This is a genomic window from Pseudomonas sp. Ost2, assembly GCF_018326065.1.
GTDB lineage: Bacteria > Pseudomonadota > Gammaproteobacteria > Pseudomonadales > Pseudomonadaceae > Aquipseudomonas > Aquipseudomonas gingeri.
The window spans coordinates 4,713,401-4,734,269 of the sequence record NZ_AP021904.1; the positions used below are offsets into that span (position 1 = coordinate 4,713,401).

Genomic DNA, 20,869 nt, shown 5'->3' on the forward strand with positions numbered 1-20,869 from the left:
CAATTGGAGACACACCATGAGTGTGATCATCGCCCTCGCGGCCCTGGCGCTGCTGATGCTGGCCGCCTACCGTGGCTACAGCGTCATCCTGTTCGCTCCCATCGCCGCCCTCGGCGCCGTCCTGCTGACCGATCCTTCCGCCGTCGCCCCTGCCTTCACCGGGGTGTTCATGGAAAAAATGGTCGGCTTCATCAAGCTGTACTTCCCGGTCTTCCTGCTTGGCGCGGTGTTCGGCAAGCTGATCGAACTGTCCGGGTTCTCCCGTTCCATCGTCGCCGCCGCCATCCGCCTGCTCGGCACCCGCCAGGCGATGCTGGTGATCGTGCTGGTCTGCGCCCTGCTGACCTATGGCGGCGTCTCGCTGTTCGTGGTGGTGTTCGCGGTCTATCCGTTCGCAGCCGAGATGTTCCGCCAGAGCAATATCCCCAAGCGCCTGATCCCGGCGACCATCGCCCTCGGGGCGTTCTCCTTCACCATGGACGCCCTGCCCGGCACGCCGCAGATCCAGAACATCATCCCCAGTACCTTCTTCAACACCACCGCGTGGGCGGCGCCCTGGCTGGGAGTGATCGGTACGGTGTTCGTGTTCTGCGCCGGCATGCTGTTCCTGCAACGCCAGCGCAACAAGGCCCAGCGCGCCGGTGAAGGCTACGGCACCGAGCTGCGCAACGAACCGGAAACGGCCGAGGATATCCGCCTGCCCAATCCCTGGATCGCCCTCTCGCCACTGCTGCTGGTGGGCATCATGAACCTGCTGTTCACCCACTGGATTCCCCTCTGGTACGGCAAGACCCACAGCCTCAGCCTGCCGGGCATGGCCGCGCCGGTGCAGACCGAGATCGCCAAGCTCACCGCCATCTGGGCCGTCCAGGCGGCACTGCTGGTGGGCATCATCATGGTCCTGGCGTTCGGTTTCCGGGCGATTCGCGGCAAGCTGGCCGAAGGCAGCAAGAGCGCGGTCGGCGGCGCCCTGCTGGCGGCGATGAACACCGCCTCGGAATACGGCTTCGGTGCGGTCATCGCCTCGCTGCCGGGCTTCCTGGTGCTGGCCGACTGGCTCAAGAGCATCCCCAATCCGCTGGTCAACGAAGCCATTACCGTGACCCTGCTGGCGGGGATCACCGGCTCGGCCTCCGGCGGCATGAGCATCGCCCTGGCGGCCATGGCCGACAGCTTCATCAGCGCCGCCCACGCCGCCAACATTCCCCTCGAAGTGCTGCACCGGGTCGCGGCCATGGCCAGCGGCGGCATGGACACCCTGCCCCACAACGGCGCGGTGATCACCCTGCTGGCGGTGACCGGGCTGACCCACCGCGAAGCCTACAAGGATATTTTCTGCATTACGCTGATCAAGACCCTGGCGGTCTTCGTGGTGATCGCCACGTTCTACGCCACCGGCATTGTCTGAGGAAACGACTATGAGTCTCAAAGGAAAAACCGCACTGGTCACCGGCTCCACCAGCGGCATCGGCCTGGGCATTGCCCTGAGCCTGGCCAAGGCCGGCGCCGACCTGGTCCTCAACGGCTTTGGCGATGCCAGCGCGGTGATTGCCGAGGTGCGACAGTTCGGTGGCCGGGTCGGCCACCACCCGGCGGATGTCAGCGACCCGGCGCAGATCGCCGATATGCTCGCCTATGCCGAACGGGAGTTCGGCGGCGTCGACATCCTGGTCAACAACGCCGGTATCCAGCATGTGGCGGCGGTGGAGGATTTCCCGGTGGAGCGCTGGGATTCGATCATCGCCATCAACCTGTCCTCGGTGTTCCACAGCACCCGCCTGGCCCTGCCGGGCATGCGCGCCCGCGGCTGGGGGCGGATCGTCAATATCGCCTCGGTGCATGGCCAGGTCGGCTCCGTGGGCAAGGCCGCCTATGTCGCGGCCAAGCACGGGGTGATCGGCCTGACCAAGGTGGTCGGCCTGGAAACCGCCACCAGCAACGTCACCTGCAACGCCATCTGCCCGGGCTGGGTGCTGACGCCGCTGGTGCAGAAGCAGATCGACGACCGCGCCGCCAGCGGCATCGATCCACAACAGGCGCAACATGACCTGCTGGCCGAGAAACAACCGTCGCTGGAGTTCGTCACGCCCCCGCAACTGGGCGAACTGGTACTGTTCCTCTGCAGCGAGGCCGGCAGCCAGGTGCGCGGCGCGGCGTGGAATATCGATGGCGGCTGGTTGGCGCAATAGTTGAATGCCTGGTATCTCGAAAACACCACCCTACCCGTGGGAGCCGGCTTGCCGGCAATGAGGCCAGTGAATCCGGCGTTGCATTCAAGGATGCTATCGCTGGCAAGCCAGCTCCCACGGTGAGGGTGTACAACGCAAAGATCGGTGAGAAAAACAACAAAGGAAAAACCATGGCCGAAGTCCTCTGGCGCCCAAGTGCAGAGCGCATCAGCAAGACCCGGATCGAAGCCTTCCGGCGCTTCGTCAATCACCGTCACGATCTGCAGATCGCCGACTACCCGGCCCTGCACCGTTTCAGCATCGAGCGCCGGCCAGCCTTCTGGCAGGCCATCGTCGACTTCTTCGATGTCGAGTTCCAGGCGCCGGCCGAGGCGGTCCTGATCGAAGGCGGGCAGATGCCCAGCGCCCAGTGGTTCCCGGGCGCGACCCTGAACTTCGCCGAACACCTGTTGCGTCGCCGCGACAACCATCTCGCCGTGGTCGCGGTCAGCGAAGACGGTCGCCGGGAAACCCTCAGCCATGCCGAACTGGCCGCCCATGTCGCCGGTCTGCAACAGCGCCTGCGGGCCGCCGGCGTCGGTGTCGGCGACCGGGTCGCGGCCTGCATGCCGAATACCTGGCAAACCCTGGTGGCCATGCTCGCCACCACCAGCCTCGGGGCGATCTGGTCCTGCTCCTCGCCGGACTTCGGCACCCAGGGCGTGATCGACCGCTTCGGCCAGATCGAACCCAAGGTCCTGATCGCCTGCGCCGGCTACCGCTATGCCGGCAAGGAACTTGACCAGAGCGCCAAGCTCAATGAAATCCTCGCACGCCTGCCATCGTTGCAGCAGTTGCTGATCGTGCCCTATGCCCGTGCGCAGACACGCGCCGAAGAATTCACCACCGGCGCCAGGGTGAGCCTGTGGAACGACTTCTACCGGCCCGGCGGCGAACCGTATTTCGTCCCGGTGCCCTTTGCCCACCCGCTGTACATTCTCTACTCCAGCGGCACCACCGGGGTGCCGAAATGCATCATCCACAGTACCGGCGGCGTGCTGCTGCAACACCTCAAGGAACATGGCCTGCACGTCGACCTGGGCCGCGACGACTGCCTGTTCTACTACACCACCTGCGGCTGGATGATGTGGAACTGGCTGGTCTCGGGGCTGGCGGTCGGCGCCACGCTGGTGCTGTATGACGGCTCGCCGTTCCACCCGGGCCCGCAACGCCTGCTCGACCTGATCGACAGTGAAGGCATCAGCGTCTTCGGCACCAGTCCCAAGTACCTGGCCGCCCTGGAGGAAGCGGGACTCAGCCCGCGACACAGCCATCAGCTGACCCGCCTGAAAACCCTGCTCTCAACCGGCTCGCCGTTGTCACCCCACAGCTACGACTACGTCTACCGCGAAATCAAGAGCGAGCTGTGCCTGTCGTCGATGTCCGGCGGCACCGATATCGTCTCGTGTTTTGTCAGCGGCAACCCGGTGCTGCCGGTCACCCGTGGCGAAATGCAGTGCAAGAGCCTGGGCATGGCCGTCGAGGTCTGGGACGACAACGGCCGGCCATTGCGCGGTGAAAAAGGCGAACTGGTCTGCACCCGGCACTTCCCGGCGATGCCGGTCGGCCTGTGGAACGACCCACAGCAGGAAAAACTCAAGGCCTCCTACTTCAGCCAGTTTCCCGGGGTCTGGGCCCAGGGAGACTACGCCGAGGAACTCGACAGCGGCAGCCTGATGATCCACGGGCGCTCCGATGCGGTGCTCAATCCCGGCGGCGTGCGCATCGGCACGGCGGAAATCTACCGGCAGGTGGAAAAGGTCGAATCGGTGCTGGAAAGCCTCGCCATCGGCCAGCAATGGCAGAGTGATGTGCGAGTGGTGCTGTTCGTGCGCCTGCACGAGGGCGTGCAACTGGACGAGGCGCTGGAACAGCAGATCCGCCAGGTGATCCGCGCCAACACCACACCGCGTCATGTGCCGGCGAAGATCCTCGCGGTGACGGATATTCCCAGGACCCTCAGCGGCAAGATCGTCGAACTGGCGGTGCGCAACGTGGTGCACGGACTGCCGGTGAAAAATACCGACGCCCTGGCCAATCCCGAAGCGCTGGAACAGTTCCGCGATCGCCCGGAATTGCGCGGTTGACGCAAAGGGATCAGCCCAGGTAACGCATTACCACCGCCTGGAAACTGCCGAACAGGGAATGGCCGGCCACCAGGATCCGTCGGTCACCCTGCAGGGCAATTGCCGTGACCGTGTCCAGGCTCTTGCCCAGGCGGGTACGCACCCAGCCCTTGCCGGCGGCGAAGTCGCGGTCGAGTTGCCCGTCCGGCAGGTAGCGCGCCAGCACCAGGTCCGAGCCGAATCCCGCCACCGTCGAACCGGCGGCGAGCAGGGTGCCGTCGGACTGCACCGCGAGCGCTGCCCATTGGCTGGCGGGGGCATCGATGTCCAGCAGCACCGCCTCGCCGCCGTTGAAACGCCGATCGAGGCCGCCATTGGCGGTAAAGCCCTGCAATGCGCAGCTCAGCGGATCGAAACGATTGCCCACGCACACCAGTTGCCCCTGGGTGCCACGGGCCAGTTGCGTGACCATCGAACTGGCGCCGGCAAAGCGCACGGACAAGTAACCCTCGTCACCAAAGGCCGGGTCCAGACGGCCGTCCGGGAGATAACGGGCAATCAGCCCGCTGGGCGGAAAATCGATCGAGCCGCCCACCAGGATCTTGCCGTCCGGCTGGACCTGCACACAGCTGAGCCAGGTGTTCACCAGCAGACGCCGTACCACCACGAAACCATGGCCGTTGAAGCCGGGGTCGAGGGCCCCGTCCGGTTCCAGCCGTACCAGCAGGCCGACATGATCGGCGCAGGCATAGCTGTGATTGAGGGTCAGCAGGATCTTGCCGTCCGGCTGGACACTGCCGGAACAACTCTCCACCCCCGGCAGGCCCGGTGGCAACCAGCCGTCGCGGGGCCCTTCGGAGAGATTGCCGGACAGACGCAAGACCTGGATGCCCTGGTCGCCGAACTGCGGATCGAGGCGTCCGTCGGCGAGAAACCGGGCCACGGCCGGCAAGGTCCGGTGGGCATCCAGATAGTGCAGGCCAAAGACCAGAATTCGCCCGTCATGCAACCGGCGCAGGCTGATACCGGCCGACTCGCCCACGGCTTCGAAACGGCCGACCAGACTGCCGTCCTCGCCGAACGCGCCGTCCATCGAGCCGTCGCTGTTGAGACGCGCCAGGCCAAAGAACGCGCCTTCGGCGAAGTCCACCTTGGCCACCACGAGGATCTTGCCATCGGGACAGAACACCACGTCATTGGCCTGGCTCGACAGGCTGCCGGGAAACCGCACCAATGCCTTGCCCGAGCAACCGAATCCCGGATCGAGCTCACCCGCCGGGCTGACCCGATAACCTCGTAACGCTTGCAGCAGCATCGGCGAATTCCTCCATGAAAGGGGCGTCGCCTGCGACCGTAGTGCCCGCGCGACCTGCCCGCTATTCAATCCATCGAGGTTGCATCGAACAACTGTCAGAAATAACAGGTTTTGCGTTTTACCGTGCCATTTCACTGACTTTACAGACCTTCTTCATCCCGCCAGGCGATTCCCGTCATTTGCAGGGCGTCCTCGCCGTCAAGCGGCGGCCCGTTGTGCCCGGCGTGGCGACAAGGCCACCGCACGCACCGAGGCCCCGGCCTCCAGCCCGAGCGCCCGCGCCGCCGCAGCGTCGACGATCAGCGTGCCGGCGGCGACCCTTGCCGGCGCCGTACCGATCCGGCAATCGCTGAACCGGCGGTTGTGGATCAGCCAGGGCTCGGCCTGCTCCCCTGGTGTGCCGATACTCAGCACCAGGACCTGGCTGTCGCGGACCGCACGGATCTCATCGGTGGCACACTCGATCAGCGGCCCGCCGTCGAAGATGTCGATATAGTCCTTGAAGCCGAAACCCTCGGCCTTGAGCATGCCCAGTGCCGGTTCGGTATTGGGGTGCACCCGGCCGATCACCGCCCGCGCGGCTTCCGGCAGCAGGCAGGTGGGCAGCGGGAACTTGGGCATCAGCTCGGCGATAAAGGTCTTGTTGCCCTGGCCAGTCAGGTAGTCGGCGTCGGCGAAATCCATCTTGAAGAAATGCCGTCCCAGGCCTTCCCAGAACGGCGAGACGCCCTGCTCGTCCGAATAACCGCGCATCTCGGCGATCACCTTGTCGCCGAAGTGCCCACGGAACTCGGCCAGGAACAGGAAGCGTGCCTTGGACAGCAGACGCCCGTTCAAGCCGTTGCGATGCCCGGCACCGAGAAACAACGAGCAGAGCTCGGAGTGACCGGTCATGTCGTTGCCCAGGAACAGCGTCGGCAGGTGCCGGTTGATCGACAGGCTTTTCGAGGCCGCGACAAACAATCCGAGCCGATAGTTGTACCAGGGTTCGCGCAACCCCACCGCACCGGCCACGGCACAGATCCCGACCACCTCGCCCTGGGCGGTTTCGAGCACGAACAGGTAATCGGCATCGGCGCGCTGGGCCTCGCCGGCGAAGGTTTTTTCCGCCCACTCCAGGCGATGTCGCAGGCGTACCGGATCGGCGGGCAACGTGGTCAGGCCGGCACCGGCACTCCTGGCCAGGGACAACAGGGCCGGCAGGTCGGACAGGCGGGCGGGACGAACGATCATCGGGCACACTCCACGGCGAATTGACGCTTGGGCAGGAACACCTCGGCCAGCATGCAACGGGCACTGCCGCCGCCGATGCGCTCGATGGTGTCGATATTCACGGGCAAGGGCGTGGCATGGCGTTCGATCTGCCGGCGCTGGCCGGCATCCAGCGAACCCCAGGCCGTGCGCGACATCACCAGCAGCGGCTCGCCCCGGCGGTTGTGCACTTCGAGCATATTGCCGGCGAAGGACTCCAACTGTTGCCAGTCCAGCACCAGGAGTTCCTTGCCACTGGTTTCCAGGCACTGGCGCAGGCCTTCACGTTCGGCCTGGTCATCGAGTGCCCGCAGGCAGACCACCGCCAGGCGCCGGCCGACGCTCATCATCACGTTGGTGTGGTAGATCGGCACGCCGCCACGATCCACCGCGTGAAAACCGCAGAGCTGGTAGCCGAGGTGGTCGACCACCTGCCGCAAGGCCCGGGCATGGGTCCGGGTCGAGTAGCCGGCGTAACAGATCCGCTGCTCGCGATCGAAGACCATGCTGCCGGTGCCTTCGAGGTACAGGCCCTGGCGCTCCAGATCGGAAAAGTCCACGAGACGCTCGACCTGGCGATGCTCGCGCAGCCAGTCGAGCACGCCCTTGTGGCGCTCCAACCGGCGATTCTCACCCTGCATCGGATAGACCACCAGGGTGCCGTCGGGATGACTGCTCCAGCAGTTGTTGGGGAAGATCGAATCCGGGGTATGGGGCAACGCCCGGTCGTTGTGTACCAGCACCTCGACATCCTGTGCCCGCAGCGCCGCGACATAAGCGTCGAACTCCTCGAGTGCCAGGCGCTGGACGTTTTCATCGGCCCGCGCCTGATGCTGGAAACGGTTGTTGGCGGCGGTGTCGGGATTGAAGGCAAAGCTCGCCGGGCGAATCATCAAAACAGTGTGGGTGGTTTGCATGGGCGCGGGATCAATGAGGGATCGAGGTGCCCATTGTCTGTCCGGTCGAGGGGAAAACCCGGCTGAGTAAGCCAGTGGCGGGTGCTGGAAATGGCTGAAAGGTTTGCCGCGACCAGCAGAATCGGCGAGTTCGACAATAGCCTGTGGTCCAGGGCAGCAGCGCGGGCGGTGGCGAGCGGGCAGGCCCGCTCCCACCCTCGCCTGGCGCAGCGGTTATTCCATGGACGCCTTGACCGTCGCCAGCTCGGGATGGCTGACCAGCTTGTCGATATGCAGTTCCGGATCCTCGAGCCAGGTCTCGGTCAGTACCCGGTAGTGCTCCATGTCCCGGCAGCGCATGCGCAGGCTGTAGTCGAACGCTCCACTGAGCAGGCGGCACTCGAGCACGTGCGGGCAGGCCCGGGTCTTGGCTTCGAAGGCCTTCTGCGCCGCTCGCCCGCTCTGGTTCGACAGCGCCACGAGGACCAGCAGCGACAGCCCTGGGGAGAGCTTACTTTCGTCGAGAATCACCCCGTAGCCACGAATCACCCCCAACTGCTCCAGCTTGCGCACCCGCTCCAGGCAAGGCCTGGGGGTCAGGTGCACGCGCTCGGAGAGTTTCTGATAGGTAATGCGCCCGTCGTGGCGCAGCACCTCGATAATTGCCTGGTCGATGCGATCCAGCACGATCGACAGGTCACGAATATCCGCCATGAATGGCTTGCCTCACTTCAAACGACCAGAAAGAAACGGTTGCGCAGGCTCGGGGATCTCGGCGACCCAGATCCATCTCATGCGCCACCCCTGGCATTGTACGGCGTTCCTCGGGCAGTGCCTAAATCACTTTCAGCCGCTGGCCTACCGGCACGGGGGAACGCCAGCATGCCGATTCACGGGCTGTGATGGTTGTCGTTGCGGGGCGCGAGGGGCTGGGCAGCAGATTCTGTGGTTTGAGGATTGGGGTCGGGGGCGTCGGTAGATGGGCGTGGCCGATGGCCTCTTCGCCGGCAAGCCCGCTCCCACAGGGGGGACGTCGCTCACAACATGAGTGAGCGACACAGATTTTGTGGGAGCGGGCTTGCCCGCGAAGGGGCCGGCACTGACGCCCTCGACTCAGGCGTCTTCGAGGATCAGGTCGGCCCCCTTTTCCGCCACCATCAGCACCGCCGCATGGGTATTGCCCGAGGTCACGTTCGGAAAGATCGACGCGTCGACGATGCGCAATGCCTTCATTCCGTGCACCTTCAGGCGCTTGTCGACCACCGAGACCCGCGGGTCCGAGCCCATCGCGCAGGAACCGCACAGGTGATAGATCGAACCGCTGTTCTCGCGGAAATACTCGAGCATGCCCGCGTCGTCATTGACCGCCTTGCCGGGCAACACTTCCTCCACGGTAATCGCCCGGATCGCCGGGGCCTGCATGATCTTGCGGATCAGCCGGCTGCCCTGCAGCACTTCGTCGATATCCTTCTCGGTGCTCAGGTAGTTCGGATCGATCAGCGCCGCGTCCGCCGGGTTCTTCGAAGCGATGCGGATGCTGCCGCGGCTGGTCGGCCGGCACGGGTTGAAGCACAGCAGGAAGCCCGAATAGGGTTCCGGCTTGAGGCTGGCCTTGTTGTTCTTCGGAATCTGGTACGACAAGGGGTTGAAGTACATCTGCAGGTTGGGATGCGCCTGCTCTTCATTGCCGCGGAAAAAGCCGCCGGCCTGGTTGACGCTCATCGACAGCGCGCCCTTGCGGGTCAGCAGGTATTGCAGGCCCAGCTTCAACTGCCCGAACAGCGAGCTCAGTTCGTCGTTGAGGGTCGGGATATTGGCCTTGTAGTAGTAGCTGACGCACAGGTGATCCTGCAGGTTCTGCCCCACCGCCGGCAGGTGCTTGACCACCGGTATCTGGTGGCTGCTGAGCAACTTCTGTTCGCCCACTCCGGACAGTTGCAGGATCTTCGGCGTGTCCACCGCACCCGCGCAGAGGATCACTTCCTTGCTGGCCTTGAAGGTCCGCGCCACACCGTGCTGGGTGATGGCGATGCCGGTGGCCCGCAGGTCATCGTCGAACAGCACCCGCTCCACCAGGGCATGGTGCTCGATGCTCAGGTTCGCTCGCCCCAGAGCCGGATGCAGGTGCTCGAAACTGCTGGAGCTGCGCTGGCCGTTGCGGGTGTTGACGTCATACACGCCGGCCCCTTCGAACTTCGGCCCGTTGAAATCGTCGCTGCGCTGATAGCCCAGCTCGTCGCAGCCCTTGAGGAACACATCGCAGATCGGGTGCGTGTGCCCCTGCATCGGCGTGATGCTGATCGGGCCGCTGCCACCGTGGTACTCGGTATCGCCCAGCGGGTGGTTCTCCAGCTTGCGGAAATACGGCAGCACGTCCTTGAACGACCAGCCGTCATTGCCGTTGGCCGCCCAGTCGTCGAAGTCATGGGCCTGGCCACGGACATAGACCATGGCGTTGATCGAACCCGAACCGCCCTGCACCTTGCCCCGTGGCGCGTAGATGCGGCGATCGCCCAACTGCTTCTGTGGCTGGCTGTAGTACATCCAGTTGAAGGTCGGGTTGTAATACATTTTGGCGAAGCCCACCGGGATCTTGAACCACAGTGAACTGTCCTTGCCGCCGGCTTCCAGCAGCAGCACCGAGAACTTCCCGGAGGCCGAGAGCCGGTTGGCGAGAATGCAGCCGGCGGCGCCGGCGCCAGCGATGATGTAGTCGTATGTCATGCACGGTTACCGCGTCAGTCGTTGAAGGCACTCTTGGGGTGCCATGCCCCGCCCTCGCCGAGGGCGGGAAAGTGGTTCAGCCCCTGGCGGGCGAGGTGTCTTTCACGTCCGCTGGCGTGGGCGCCATTTGCAGGTGCAGGCGCTCGCCGGTGTAGGGCGTGTGCTTGCGGACCACGTCCATGTTCAGTTCGACGCCCAACCCCGGCTCGGTGGACGGAATGATGTAGCCGTCCTCCCATTGCAGCGGCCTGGTCAGCACTTCGGCATGGAAACCGCCCCAGGTCATGATGCTTTCCTGGATCAGGAAGTTCGGTGTGCAGGTCGCCAGCTGGAAGCTCGCTGCCGCGCCGATCGGGCCGTTGTAGAGGTGCGGGGCGATCTGCGCGTAGTAGGCCTCGGCCATGCTGGCGATCTTCTTGGCTTCCAGCAGCCCGCCGCAGCGGGCCACGTTCATCTGCAGGATCGACGCCCCGCCGGCCTGCAACAGCTTGAAGAACTCGTACTTGGTGGTCAGCCGCTCGCCGGTGGCGATCGGGATGCTGGTCTTGGCCGCCACTTGCGCCATGGCCTCCTCCTGGCCAGGTGGCACCGGTTCCTCGAACCACAGCGGGTCGTACTTCTCCAGGCGTTTGGCCAGGCGGATCGCCGAAGACGGCACCATCTGCCCGTGGGTGCCGAACAGCAGGTCGCACTTGTTGCCCACCGCTTCGCGGATCTTGCGGCAGAAGGTTTCGCAACGCTCCAGCACTTCCAGGGAAACCTGGTGGCCGGAATAGGCGGTATAGGGACCGGCCGGGTCGAACTTCACTGCGGTGAAACCCTTGTTCATGTTCTCGATGGCGCACTCGGCCGCCAGGTCCGGGTCGTCGTAGTCGTACTCGCCCTTGCTGTTGACCGGATAGAGGTAGGTGTAGGAACGCAGGCGTTCGTGGACCTTGCCGCCCAGCAGTTCATAGACCGGCTTGTTCGCCGCCTTGCCGATGATGTCCCAGCAGGCCATCTCCAGGCCGCTGACCACGCCCATCATGGTCAGGTCCGGACGCTGGGTGAAACCGCTGGAATAGGCCTGGCGGAAGAAGCGTTCGATATGGTGCGGGTCCTGGTCGAGCAGGTAGCGCTCGAACACGTCCTCGATGATCGGCAGCATGGCCTTGGGGCCGAAGGTCGCGGCGTAGATCTCGCCCACGCCTTCGATGCCGCAGTCGGTCCTGAGTTTGACGAACAGCCAGTACATGCCGCCGATATGCGGTGGCGGTACGGCGACGATATGGGTTTCAAGGGCGACGATTTTCATCTCAGGCACCTGTCTGGTTATGAGTTTTGCGATTGATGCGGGCGCGCAGGGTCAGGGCCGCGAGCGTGCCGAGCAGGCCGATAAAGGCGATGTAGCCGAAATAGAGGTTGTAACCGACCGCACCCGGATAGGTTTCGGTGAGGTAGCCGTTGATCAGCGGGATAAAGGTGTCGGGCAGGTAACCCACCACCGAGACGATACCGATGGCCAGGCCGGTGATGCGCAGCGGGATGTTGCAACTGTCGAGGATCGCCCAGTACAGGCCGCGAATGGCGTAGGTCATCAGGCCGATGAAGATCACCGTGCCGATCAGCAGGCCCAGGCTGCCCAGGGCCGGGAAGACGATCAGGCCGACCATCGCCAGGGTGACCAGCGCCAGCGCGACGATCAGCACCGAGATATTGGAGAATTTGTCCCCCAGCCAGCCGCCGCCGATACCGCCGATGGGGCGCATCCACAGCTTGATGGTGGTGATGGTGCCGGCCATGACCGCGGTCATGCCGCCGCCCTGCAGATAGTCGGAGAAGCTGTAGGTGGCCCAGAACATGTGATAGCCGCAGAACACGATGGCGGTCACCAGCCACAGCTCGGGGATCTTCACCAGGGTCAGCAGGTCGCCGAGCAGGTGGTGGGGCTGGCTGTCCGTTTCGGCGGTTTTCGCTTCGAGGGACTTGGGGTCCTTGAGCAGCACCAGCACACAACCGATGGCGATGCAGGTGAAGGAATACAGGTACACCACATGCTTGAAGCCTTCGCCCGTCGACTCGCCGCGCGTCTCGGTGGCGTAGGCGAACAGCCCCAGGGCGACGGTCGCCAGCAAGGCTTCCACCAATCCGCGTCCGCCGTCGAGGATACCGAAGAAACGGCCCTGCTCGGTGTGATGGGCGATCATCTTCACCCGCTTGAGCACCGAGGCCCAGAACGTCAGGCCGGTGGTCAGGCCCCAGCAACCGAAAATGATCATCAGGCCGGTCAGCGACGGCACGCTGGAATACCACAGGCCCAGGGCACCGGTGGCGACCAGGGAGAAGAAGATCAGGAAGCGCGGTGGCAGGCGATCCGCCAGCCAGCCGCTGGGCAGGTAGCTGAGCAGGAAAATCGTGCCGAGCATCGAGTACAGATAGCCCAGTTCGCTGTGATTGATATGGAACACTTCGAGCATGGTGGTCTGGTAGACCTGGCGCAGGTAGAGGATCGGATAGATCGCTCCGGCGGCCAGCACCAGCAACATCAATTGGAAATAACGGCTGCCCTTGTCGCTTTTCGCGGACACGGCGCCAGCCTGAACAGCTGCGGGCTTGGACATGAAGAAGACCTCGGGCCACCCGGCATGCTCCGGGCGCCCCTCTCTATCGATTGTTGTTATTGGAATAGCGTGTCGCGGTGTCGCCGATCAGTACTTCATGACCACCAGGCGGGTCTGGGTGAATTCGAGCATGCCGTGCTTGCCGTCATCGCCGCCCAGGCCCGAGCGTTTCCAGCCGGCGTGGAACCCCTGGTAGGGATCGGCCGGGGTCCGGTTGACATACAGCTCGCCGGATTCGATGGCGTTCGCCACTTTCATCGCCGTGCGATAGTTCTCGGTATAGAGCACTGACGACAGGCCGAACTGGTGATCGTTGGCCATGGCCAGCGCTTCGTCGATATCGCGGTACTTGAGCACCGGCAGGACCGGGCCGAAGATTTCCTCCTGGACGATCTCCATGTCCTGGCGGCAGCCGCTGAGCAGGGTCGGCGGATAGAAATGCCCCGCGCCCGGAGGAATCACCCCGCCGGTTTCCAGCACCGCGCCATCGGCCACGGCCCGTTCGACCATGGCGTGGATGGTGTTCCGCGAGGCGGCATTGACCAGCGGCCCCATCAGGCTGGCATCCGTGGCCCGGTCGCCGAACTTCACCGCGCTGATCTTCTCTTTCAGCAGCGCCAGGAAACGGTCATGCACGCTCTCCTGAACATAGACCCGTTCCACCGCCGTGCACAGTTGCCCGCAGTGAGTGGTCTTGGACGCGACGATGGCGCTGGCGGCCTGCTCCAGGTCGGCATCGGCCTCGATGATCGCCGGAGTCTTGCCGCCCAGTTCCAGGGACGGCTTGGCGATATTGGCCTTGCAGTAGTCGAGCACGATGCGCCCGGCGTTGACGCTGCCGGTCAGGGTGATCAGGCCCACGGCCTTGTGGGTGCAGACGCTGGCGGCGGTGCCGTGGTCCATGGTGAGGATATTCACCACGCCGGCCGGCATTCCCGACTGCTCGACGGCACGGGCGATTTCGAACGCGGAGATCGGCGTATTGTTGCTCGGCCGTACCACCACGGTGTTGCCGGCGATCAGCGCCGGGGCGATCTTGCGCAGCAGGGTATAGACCGGGTAGTTGAACGGAATCAGTGCCGCGACAACGCCAATCGGCTCACGTTGCAGGAACAGGTTTTCGTCCGGGGTATCGCTGGGAATGATCTCACCTTCGATACGGCGGGCCCATTCGGCGTGGTAGCGGGTGATCTGCGCCGCGTAGCGGGCTTCATTGCTGGCATCGGCCAGGCTTTTCCCGGACTCGGCCGCCAGGGCCTGGCCGATGAGCCCGGCACGGGCTTCCAGGGCATCGGCCAGAGCCCGCAGGTGCTCGGCACGCTGGATACTGGTGAGCTTGCCCCAGGTCTTCTGGGCGATGGCGGCGGCGTCGACGGCCTGGATCGCTTGCGCGGGGGTGGCGGCAGGCACGTGACCGACCAGGGTTTCGGTCGCCGGGTTGTACACCGCGATCGAGGCGGTGCCGGCGGAATCGACAAACTGGCCGTTAACAAAATTGCGCTGGGTGGGCATGTACTGGTTCTCGTACTTTTCTTATCGGAGATGCCAGCAGTCTTGTCATCCGGCGCGGGATGAACAAACGATTAATTCAGGTGCAGAACATTCGAAAAATGCAGGTTACCGCCAGACGTGTAGGCGCTGGCTTGCCGGCGATGAACGATCACGCGGTGCAGCGGATGCAGCGCGGCGCCTGCATCGCCGGCAAGCCGGCTCCCACAAGGGTCGTGTCACGCCCTCAGATAGCGGGCATCTGCGCCGCCGTCGACGGTTCCAGCTGTCGCCGCGCCAGTTCCAGCTCTTCCTGCAGCCACTGGTTGAACAGCTGTACCTGGGGGATCTGCGTCTGTTCCGGACGCGTCACCAGCCAGTAGGACTGGTGCCCGTCGACATGCACGTTGAGCACCTGGGTCAACTGCCCGCAGGCCAGTTCGCCGGTGACCATGTGCCAGTCGGCGATGGTGATGCCCAGGCCGTCGATCGCCGCATGGATCGCCAGGTCCAGCAGGTCGAACTCGTAGCCGCTGAGGGTATCGACGCCGCTGATCCGCGCCGCGTCCAGCCAGTGTTTCCAGGTCAGGTAGCGCTGGTCCTCCTTGGCCAGCACATGCAGCAGGGTCAGGCGATTGAGATCGATCTCCTGCCCGCCCATTTCCCGCGCATACAGGCTCGGCGAGCACACCGCGATATGCCGCTCGTGCATCAGCAGCGAGCTGTCCAGGCCATCCCATTCGCCGTCGCCGAAACGAATCGCGCAATCGAGGGTGCTGGTCTCGGCCAGGCTGTCCTGCAGGCGGGTGGTGATGCTCAGTTCCAGCCCCGGATGCTGCTGACGCAGCCGCCCCAGGCGCGGCAGCAACCAGCGACTGGTGAAGGTCGGCGGCGCATTGATGCGCAGGCGGTTGGCGTGGTTCTTCTCCTGGATGCCGCGCACGGTCATCTCGATCTTGTCGAAGGACTGGTGCAAGGCGCGCAGCAGCACCCGACCGGCACTGGTCAGTTCCAGGTGGTGATGGCGCCGCTCCAGCAGGCTCTCGCCCAGTTGTTCCTCGAGCTGGCGGACCTGGCGGCTGACGGCACTCTGGGTAACGTTCAGCAGTTCGGCGGCACGGGTGAAACTGCCGGTGCTACCGGCCACCTCGAAGGCTTTGAGCGCATTGAGCGCGGGCATTTTGCGTTTCAAGAAAAGACACTCACGATGGGCCGGACTGCCATAAGCATGGCACGGGGCCAGGACGAGTAACATTCCTTTTTCGTCGATCGTCCTACAAAAATACCGAGTTTCCTGTGCACAAGACTCCAGCCCGCTCGCCACAAGGCCACCTCCGGCCGCGGATCATCCGCGTGTCGGTTTCGACTGCAATCACGTCGTCCCGGGATAAATAGCAGGAGTATTTCGCACAGCGCCCATGAGTATTCAGCACTGGCTGTTTTCAACTTGTAAAAGGTACGCTGACCGGTAACTCGATACATAACAAGCGCATGCACTTGCACAGGGCGACACTCGAACTTTCGCCCCATCCTGTTGCAATAACCCGACAATCAAACTCTTCTCGGATGCCATGATGACAACCCATAAAAACACTCCGACAAGATCCCTCGCCCTGCTCGCCTTTATATTTACCGCCTGTAATGCCACCACCCATGGTTTCAGTATCTTTCTCTATTCGGCGTTATTACCGGAAATTCGCCAGCACTTCGCCCTGAACTACAGCCAGGCCGCGGCCATCGCCGCCCTGCTGCAACTTTTCTATATGGGCGCCTCGATTGCCAGCGGCCTGGCAGCCGCCTGGATCAGCCCGCGCAACATGGTGCGCCTGACCATGCTGCTCAGCCCCCTGCTGCTGGCACTGGCCGTGGCGACGCCGCGGGTGCTGCCCTTCGCCCTGTGCCTGGCACTGGTGTCGGCCTGCGCGGTGTCCAACTGGAATGCCATTGCCGCCCTGGCCGGCGAGCTGATCTCCGCCAGCCACCGCAGTCGGATCCTGGGCCTGGCCTCCTCCGGCGCGGCCTTTGCGATCTGCCTCAACGGGCTGCTGATTGCCCTGCTCCAGGGGATTTCCCTGCAACATTTCTGGCTGATCTGCGCCGGCCTGACGCTGTCGGTCACGGCCCTCACCTGCTGGGCCCTGGCTTCCACGCCCCCACCCGCGACGTCTCGGGCCATTGCCACGCCGTCGTTCAGGCAGGTATTGCGACAGTGGCTGCGGCTGTGCCTGGAACAACCGGTCGCGGTGCATATCCTGCTGCTCAGCACCTTTATCGGCAGCACCAGCGGGCCGTTCCTGAACTTTCTCTCGGCCTTTGTCAGCGAACGCCTGGGCGCCGGCCCACAGACCACCGGTTCGCTCTGGACCCTGATCGGCGCTTGCGGGGCGCTGGGCGGGCTGCTGCTGGGCGCCCTCGCCGACCGCTGGGGAGTCTTGCGGGTCATGGCCTTCAGCATCGGCGCCTTCGGCCTGGCCATGCTCGCGCTGCTGCTGTACCCGATGCTGGCCCTGGCCTGGCTGGCCGCCGGCCTGTTCGCGCTGTTCTACTTCCCGGTCTGGGGCCTGATGGCCGCCTACCTCAGCGCCCGCCTGACACCGGTGCAAAGCCTGCAGGTGGTCAGCCTGAGCATGGTCGGTTATGGCCTGGGCAGCGCCAGCGCCAATGCCATCAACGGCCTGCTGTTGCAGGCCAGCGGCTCGTTCGCCGCGATCCATGCCTGGATCGCCGCCTGGACGCTTGCCAGCCTGCTGTTGCTATACGCCATGGCTCGCCATCAGCGACGCGGCGCGCCCCTCGCCGAAGCGCTCTGAACGTCCCAACTGGCGACAGAGAATCGCCACCAGGGCGTCCAGTTCCGGGTCCTGGCGATCCGCCGACCGCCAGAGCATCAAGCGCGCCGGTTCGATGGGCGGAAAACCATCCCGCTCATCCAGCACCCGCCAACCTGGCGGAACCAGCCGCCGCGCCGTCACCCCGACCATCCCGCCACCGTCGATGGCAACGCCGATGCCCCGCGGACTCTGGCTGGTGTAGACCACATGCCAGGGCCGCCCGGCTTCGGCCAGCGCATCGATGGCATTGGCCCGAAAGGCACACCCCTCGGCATAGACCGCCAGCGGCACCGACTCGTCGCGACCCGGCACCCAGCCCTCGCGGGTCACCCATGCCAGCGGCTCGTCACAGAGGAACTCCCCCGGTTGCAGATGCGCATGCTGCACACCCAGCACCAGGTCCAGCTCGCCACGTTGCAGACGGGCAACCAGGGCCACGGACATTTCGCAGCAGATATCCGGGCGGATCTTCGGGAAGTGCTCGCGAAAATCCCGCAACACCCCGGCCAGGCAGTACTGCGCATAGTCCTCCGGCAGGCCGACATGAATGCAGCCGCCCTCGCCCGGCAGATGCGCGGCATTGATCGCCTCGTTGTGCAGTTTGAGGATGCGCCGCGCATAAATCAGGAAGGTCTCGCCGCTGGGGGTCAGGCTGACGCTGCGACTGGTGCGATAGACCAGCGGCGTGCCCACCACTTCCTCCAGGCGCTGCAGGCTCTGGCTGACCGTCGACTGGGTCTTGTGCAGGCGTTCGGCCGCCGCGGAAAAGCCCTTGCACTCGATAATCGCGACAAAGACCTTGAGCAGGGTTCCGTCCAGATGACCTGACATAACTATCGCGCCTGCCGATGGATTCGATCGGAACTGATCATTTCTATTACTCCCGTATTTAAGCAACTATCAATTCAACGCCGGAACAACCTGGAACTTGCGATGGCGAGCGATTCTTTACTTGATCAGTTTTCACTTAATAAACGGAGCGCGACATGAGCCTTCAACTTGCCGATGCCGAAGTCGGTGATATCAGCGATATCGTCAACACCGAACTGTATCCCATACATGATTCGGGCCATGTTCAATTACAGGCCCTGATCGAACATGCCCGGGCCGAACTGGCCATCGACGGTTGCTGCCTGCTGAAGAACTTCCTGCGTCCCGAAGTGCTGGAACAGGCCCGCAGCGAGGGCCAGGCGCTGTCGGACAAGACTTTTTATTCAGTGCGCAAGGTCAATGCCTACTTCACCGAGGACGACCCATCGCTGCCTGAAGATGATCCGCGCCGCACCTTCATGGAGCGCACCAGTGGTTTCGTGACCCGCGACATGATCGCCCCGGACGCGATCATCCACCGGCTCTACGTATCGCCGATGATGAAACGGTTCATCGGTGCCTGTCTCGACGAACCGGAGATTTTCGAATACGCCGACCCGTTCGCCGGCCTGGTGATCAACGTCATGCCGAACGGCACCGAACAGCCCTGGCACTTCGACACCAACGAATTCATCGTCAGCATGATGACCCAGAAACCCGAGGCCGGCGGCCTGTTCGAGTACGCGCCGATGATCCGCTCGCGTTCGGCGGAAAACCTCGGGGCCGTGGGCAAGGTGGTACGTGGCGAGGACCGCAGCCGGGTGCAGGAACTCGAACTCAATCCCGGCGACCTGCAGATCTTCAAGGGACGCTTTTCGGTCCACCGCGTGACCCGCGTCGAAGGCGCCATCGAGCGCAACACGGCGATTTTCGCCTACTCGGAAAAGCCCGGGATCATCGGCCGCGCCCAGCGCACCAAGCAACTCTATGGACGCCTGTCCGAAGCCCACCTGCAAGCCGAACGCAACCTGGTGCGCAGCGACCAGTTGCTCGACTGAATACACGCAACCCTTGCAGGCGCTGGCTTGCCAGCGATGAGGCCAGTGAGTCTTGCATCGCCTGATCGGACGCCATCGCCAGCAAGCCGGCTCCTACAGATCCTGCGCGCCCAACCCATACGACCGCCCATAAGAACGTCACCCATCACCGACCGGTATCAGCGAGGAACACCCCATGAGTCTTTCCGGCCCCAACCGCAACCCCGCCGACTGCGAACCCACCGCGGCGGAGATCCAGCAGATCCAGCTGGACCGCCTGCAGCGAGTGCGCAACGAACTGAAGAAACGCGACTACGCCGCCTGCGTGCTGTTCGACCCGACCCACATGCGCTACGCCACCGGCTCGCGCAACATGCAGGTGTACTCGGCGCGCAACCCGGCGCGCTATGCCTTCATCCCGGCGGAAGGTCCGGTGGTGGTGTTCGAGTTCGGCGGCTGCCTGCACCTGGCGCAGCAACTCAATACCGTCGACGAAGTACGCCCGGCCAAGGCCATCTCCTATTACTTCTGCGACAGCTTCCTGGGCAATGTCACCGCGGACTGGGCCGCTGAAATCGACGACCTGGTGAAAAAATGCGGCGGCGGCAAGCGCATCGCCATCGAAAGTGCCACCTCCGCGGCGGCCTTCGAGCTGCAACGCCTCGGCTACCAGGTGTTCGATGCCCAGGAGCCGCTGGAACGAGCCCGCTGCATCAAGGTGCCGAACGAGCTGAAGATGATCCGTGCCAGCCTGCGGGCGACCGAGGCCGGGGTGCGGTTGATGGAAAGCAAGCTGCGTCCCGGCATCAGCGAGAATGAACTCTGGTCGCACCTGCACCAGCATGTGATCGCCACCGACGGCGACTATGTGGAAACCCGCCTGCTGTCCTCCGGCCCGCGCACCAATCCCTGGTTCCAGGAGTGCAGTACCCGGCCCATCGAAGCCGGTGACCTGGTGGCCCTGGACACCGATGTGGTAGGCCGCTTCGGCTACTACGCCGACTTCTCGCGAACCTTTCTCTGCGGCGACCAGGCGGCGACACCCAGGCAACGGGAACTGTACAAGCTGGCCTACGAACAGGTGCAGACCAATATGGAAATGCTCAAGGCCGGACGCAGTTTCAAGGAGTACGCCGAACGGGCCTGGAAGATCCCCGAAAACTACAAGGCCAACCGTTATTTCGCCCTGGTGCACGGGGTTGGCATGACCGGTGAATACCCTTACGTGGTGCATCGCGAGGACATCGATTCGCTGGGCTACGACGGCGTGTTCGAGGCCGGCATGACCATCTGCGTGGAAAGCTACATCGGTCACGATGCCGGTGGCGAAGGGGTCAAGCTCGAGGAGCAGATCTACATCCACGAGAACGGTATCGAGCTGCTCTCGGACTATCCGTTCGATCCGCGCCTGATGTCGGCTTGAACCCTTGGTGATACCGCCATACCCCTGTAGGAGCCGGCTTGCCGGCGATGCGGACACCGCGGAGTATCAATTGCACCGCGTTATCGTTCATCGCCAGCAAGCCGGCTCCTACAGAGTGACCGGGTTGGCCCTGGGCCCACCTGGATAATCGATCGGGAGCGTGTCTGGACCGGGGAGCAATCAGTAATATGCGTTTTAGG

At 64.0% G+C, this 20,869-nt stretch carries 16 protein-coding genes; 6 read left to right on the top strand and 10 right to left on the bottom strand.

Annotation, left to right across the window (positions count from 1 at the left end; all coding sequences use genetic code 11):
* Positions 1-16: 16 nt before the first annotated feature.
* The 3 genes from KI243_RS20545 to KI243_RS20555 all read left to right on the top strand — a co-directional run bounded on the left by KI243_RS20545 (position 17) and on the right by KI243_RS20555 (position 4,315).
* The gene (locus KI243_RS20545; RefSeq protein ID WP_017124615.1) at positions 17-1,408 is read left to right on the top strand and encodes a GntP family permease; all 1,392 of its coding nucleotides are present in this window, start codon (positions 17-19) and stop codon (positions 1,406-1,408) included.
* 10 nt (positions 1,409-1,418) lie between these two features.
* Positions 1,419-2,189 carry a 3-hydroxybutyrate dehydrogenase gene (gene hbdH, locus KI243_RS20550; protein WP_017124616.1) on the top strand — a complete coding sequence of 257 codons (771 nt, stop codon included), beginning with the start codon at positions 1,419-1,421 and terminating at the stop codon, positions 2,187-2,189.
* Positions 2,190-2,359: 170 nt separating this feature from the next.
* Positions 2,360-4,315, top strand: coding sequence for an acetoacetate--CoA ligase (locus tag KI243_RS20555; RefSeq protein WP_017124617.1), 1,956 nt, complete (start codon positions 2,360-2,362; stop codon positions 4,313-4,315).
* 10 nt (positions 4,316-4,325) lie between these two features.
* Here KI243_RS20555 and KI243_RS20560 read toward each other — a convergent pair whose 3' ends face one another.
* From KI243_RS20560 to KI243_RS20600, 9 genes are all read right to left on the bottom strand, one after another.
* A complete protein-coding gene (locus KI243_RS20560; protein ID WP_017124618.1) occupies positions 4,326-5,609 on the bottom strand; it encodes a hypothetical protein in 1,284 nt (427 codons plus the stop codon).
* Positions 5,610-5,807: 198 nt separating this feature from the next.
* Positions 5,808-6,842, bottom strand: a complete 1,035-nt coding sequence (gene astA / locus KI243_RS20565; protein ID WP_017124619.1) for an arginine N-succinyltransferase — start codon at positions 6,840-6,842, stop codon at positions 5,808-5,810.
* Positions 6,839-7,777, bottom strand: coding sequence for an arginine deiminase-related protein (locus tag KI243_RS20570; protein WP_212809832.1), 939 nt, complete (start codon positions 7,775-7,777; stop codon positions 6,839-6,841). The genes astA and KI243_RS20570 overlap by 4 nt, the downstream gene beginning before the upstream one ends.
* Before the next feature lie 213 nt (positions 7,778-7,990).
* Complete coding sequence (locus KI243_RS20575; protein WP_212809833.1) at positions 7,991-8,470, bottom strand: Lrp/AsnC family transcriptional regulator; 480 nt, start codon at positions 8,468-8,470, stop codon at positions 7,991-7,993.
* A gap of 399 nt (positions 8,471-8,869) precedes the next feature.
* Entirely contained in the window at positions 8,870-10,480 is a 1,611-nt protein-coding gene (locus tag KI243_RS20580; protein ID WP_212809834.1) for a GMC family oxidoreductase N-terminal domain-containing protein, read from the bottom strand.
* A 76-nt stretch (positions 10,481-10,556) separates the two neighbouring features.
* A complete protein-coding gene (locus tag KI243_RS20585) occupies positions 10,557-11,774 on the bottom strand; it encodes a mandelate racemase/muconate lactonizing enzyme family protein (protein WP_017124623.1) in 1,218 nt (405 codons plus the stop codon).
* Position 11,775: 1 nt separating this feature from the next.
* Positions 11,776-13,080: an MFS transporter gene (locus KI243_RS20590; protein ID WP_177129174.1), complete on the bottom strand. Its 1,305-nt coding sequence runs from the start codon at positions 13,078-13,080 to the stop codon at positions 11,776-11,778.
* Positions 13,081-13,167: 87 nt separating this feature from the next.
* Complete coding sequence (aldA, locus tag KI243_RS20595; RefSeq protein WP_212809835.1) at positions 13,168-14,592, bottom strand: aldehyde dehydrogenase; 1,425 nt, start codon at positions 14,590-14,592, stop codon at positions 13,168-13,170.
* Between the two features lie 223 nt (positions 14,593-14,815).
* Positions 14,816-15,760 carry a LysR substrate-binding domain-containing protein gene (locus KI243_RS20600; RefSeq protein ID WP_212809836.1) on the bottom strand — a complete coding sequence of 315 codons (945 nt, stop codon included), beginning with the start codon at positions 15,758-15,760 and terminating at the stop codon, positions 14,816-14,818.
* A 382-nt stretch (positions 15,761-16,142) separates the two neighbouring features.
* On the opposite strand from KI243_RS20600, the gene KI243_RS20605 reads away from it, so the two are divergent.
* Positions 16,143-17,378 carry an MFS transporter gene (locus KI243_RS20605; protein WP_212809837.1) on the top strand — a complete coding sequence of 412 codons (1,236 nt, stop codon included), beginning with the start codon at positions 16,143-16,145 and terminating at the stop codon, positions 17,376-17,378.
* Here the strand turns inward: KI243_RS20605 and KI243_RS20610 are convergent.
* Positions 17,322-18,230 (bottom strand): LysR family transcriptional regulator, encoded by a 909-nt coding sequence (locus KI243_RS20610; protein ID WP_212809838.1) that lies wholly within the window; start codon positions 18,228-18,230, stop codon positions 17,322-17,324. The two genes, KI243_RS20605 and KI243_RS20610, sit on opposite strands and share 57 nt — an antisense overlap.
* Positions 18,231-18,385: 155 nt before the next feature.
* On the opposite strand from KI243_RS20610, the gene KI243_RS20615 reads away from it, so the two are divergent.
* Together KI243_RS20615 and KI243_RS20620 are read left to right on the top strand one after the other, a co-directional pair.
* The gene (locus tag KI243_RS20615; RefSeq protein ID WP_017124629.1) at positions 18,386-19,267 is read left to right on the top strand and encodes a hypothetical protein; all 882 of its coding nucleotides are present in this window, start codon (positions 18,386-18,388) and stop codon (positions 19,265-19,267) included.
* Between the two features lie 175 nt (positions 19,268-19,442).
* Positions 19,443-20,669 (top strand): Xaa-Pro peptidase family protein, encoded by a 1,227-nt coding sequence (locus tag KI243_RS20620; RefSeq protein WP_017124630.1) that lies wholly within the window; start codon positions 19,443-19,445, stop codon positions 20,667-20,669.
* Positions 20,670-20,869 lie beyond the last annotated feature (200 nt).

What these genes read in the sequence shown, in the direction of transcription:
- KI243_RS20605 (WP_212809837.1), top strand. Translation starts at nt 16,143, where the DNA reads ATGACAACCCATAAAAACACTCCGACAAGATCCCTCGCCCTGCTCGCC.
- KI243_RS20620 (WP_017124630.1), top strand. Translation starts at nt 19,443, where the DNA reads ATGAGTCTTTCCGGCCCCAACCGCAACCCCGCCGACTGCGAACCCACC.
- KI243_RS20545 (WP_017124615.1), top strand. Translation starts at nt 17, where the DNA reads ATGAGTGTGATCATCGCCCTCGCGGCCCTGGCGCTGCTGATGCTGGCC.
- astA (WP_017124619.1), bottom strand. Translation starts at nt 6,842, where the DNA reads ATGATCGTTCGTCCCGCCCGCCTGTCCGACCTGCCGGCCCTGTTGTCC.
- KI243_RS20615 (WP_017124629.1), top strand. Translation starts at nt 18,386, where the DNA reads ATGAGCCTTCAACTTGCCGATGCCGAAGTCGGTGATATCAGCGATATC.
- KI243_RS20555 (WP_017124617.1), top strand. Translation starts at nt 2,360, where the DNA reads ATGGCCGAAGTCCTCTGGCGCCCAAGTGCAGAGCGCATCAGCAAGACC.
- aldA (WP_212809835.1), bottom strand. Translation starts at nt 14,592, where the DNA reads ATGCCCACCCAGCGCAATTTTGTTAACGGCCAGTTTGTCGATTCCGCC.
- hbdH (WP_017124616.1), top strand. Translation starts at nt 1,419, where the DNA reads ATGAGTCTCAAAGGAAAAACCGCACTGGTCACCGGCTCCACCAGCGGC.
- KI243_RS20590 (WP_177129174.1), bottom strand. Translation starts at nt 13,080, where the DNA reads ATGTCCAAGCCCGCAGCTGTTCAGGCTGGCGCCGTGTCCGCGAAAAGC.
- KI243_RS20580 (WP_212809834.1), bottom strand. Translation starts at nt 10,480, where the DNA reads ATGACATACGACTACATCATCGCTGGCGCCGGCGCCGCCGGCTGCATT.
- KI243_RS20575 (WP_212809833.1), bottom strand. Translation starts at nt 8,470, where the DNA reads ATGGCGGATATTCGTGACCTGTCGATCGTGCTGGATCGCATCGACCAG.
- KI243_RS20560 (WP_017124618.1), bottom strand. Translation starts at nt 5,609, where the DNA reads ATGCTGCTGCAAGCGTTACGAGGTTATCGGGTCAGCCCGGCGGGTGAG.
- KI243_RS20570 (WP_212809832.1), bottom strand. Translation starts at nt 7,777, where the DNA reads ATGCAAACCACCCACACTGTTTTGATGATTCGCCCGGCGAGCTTTGCC.
- KI243_RS20585 (WP_017124623.1), bottom strand. Translation starts at nt 11,774, where the DNA reads ATGAAAATCGTCGCCCTTGAAACCCATATCGTCGCCGTACCGCCACCG.
- KI243_RS20610 (WP_212809838.1), bottom strand. Translation starts at nt 18,230, where the DNA reads ATGTCAGGTCATCTGGACGGAACCCTGCTCAAGGTCTTTGTCGCGATT.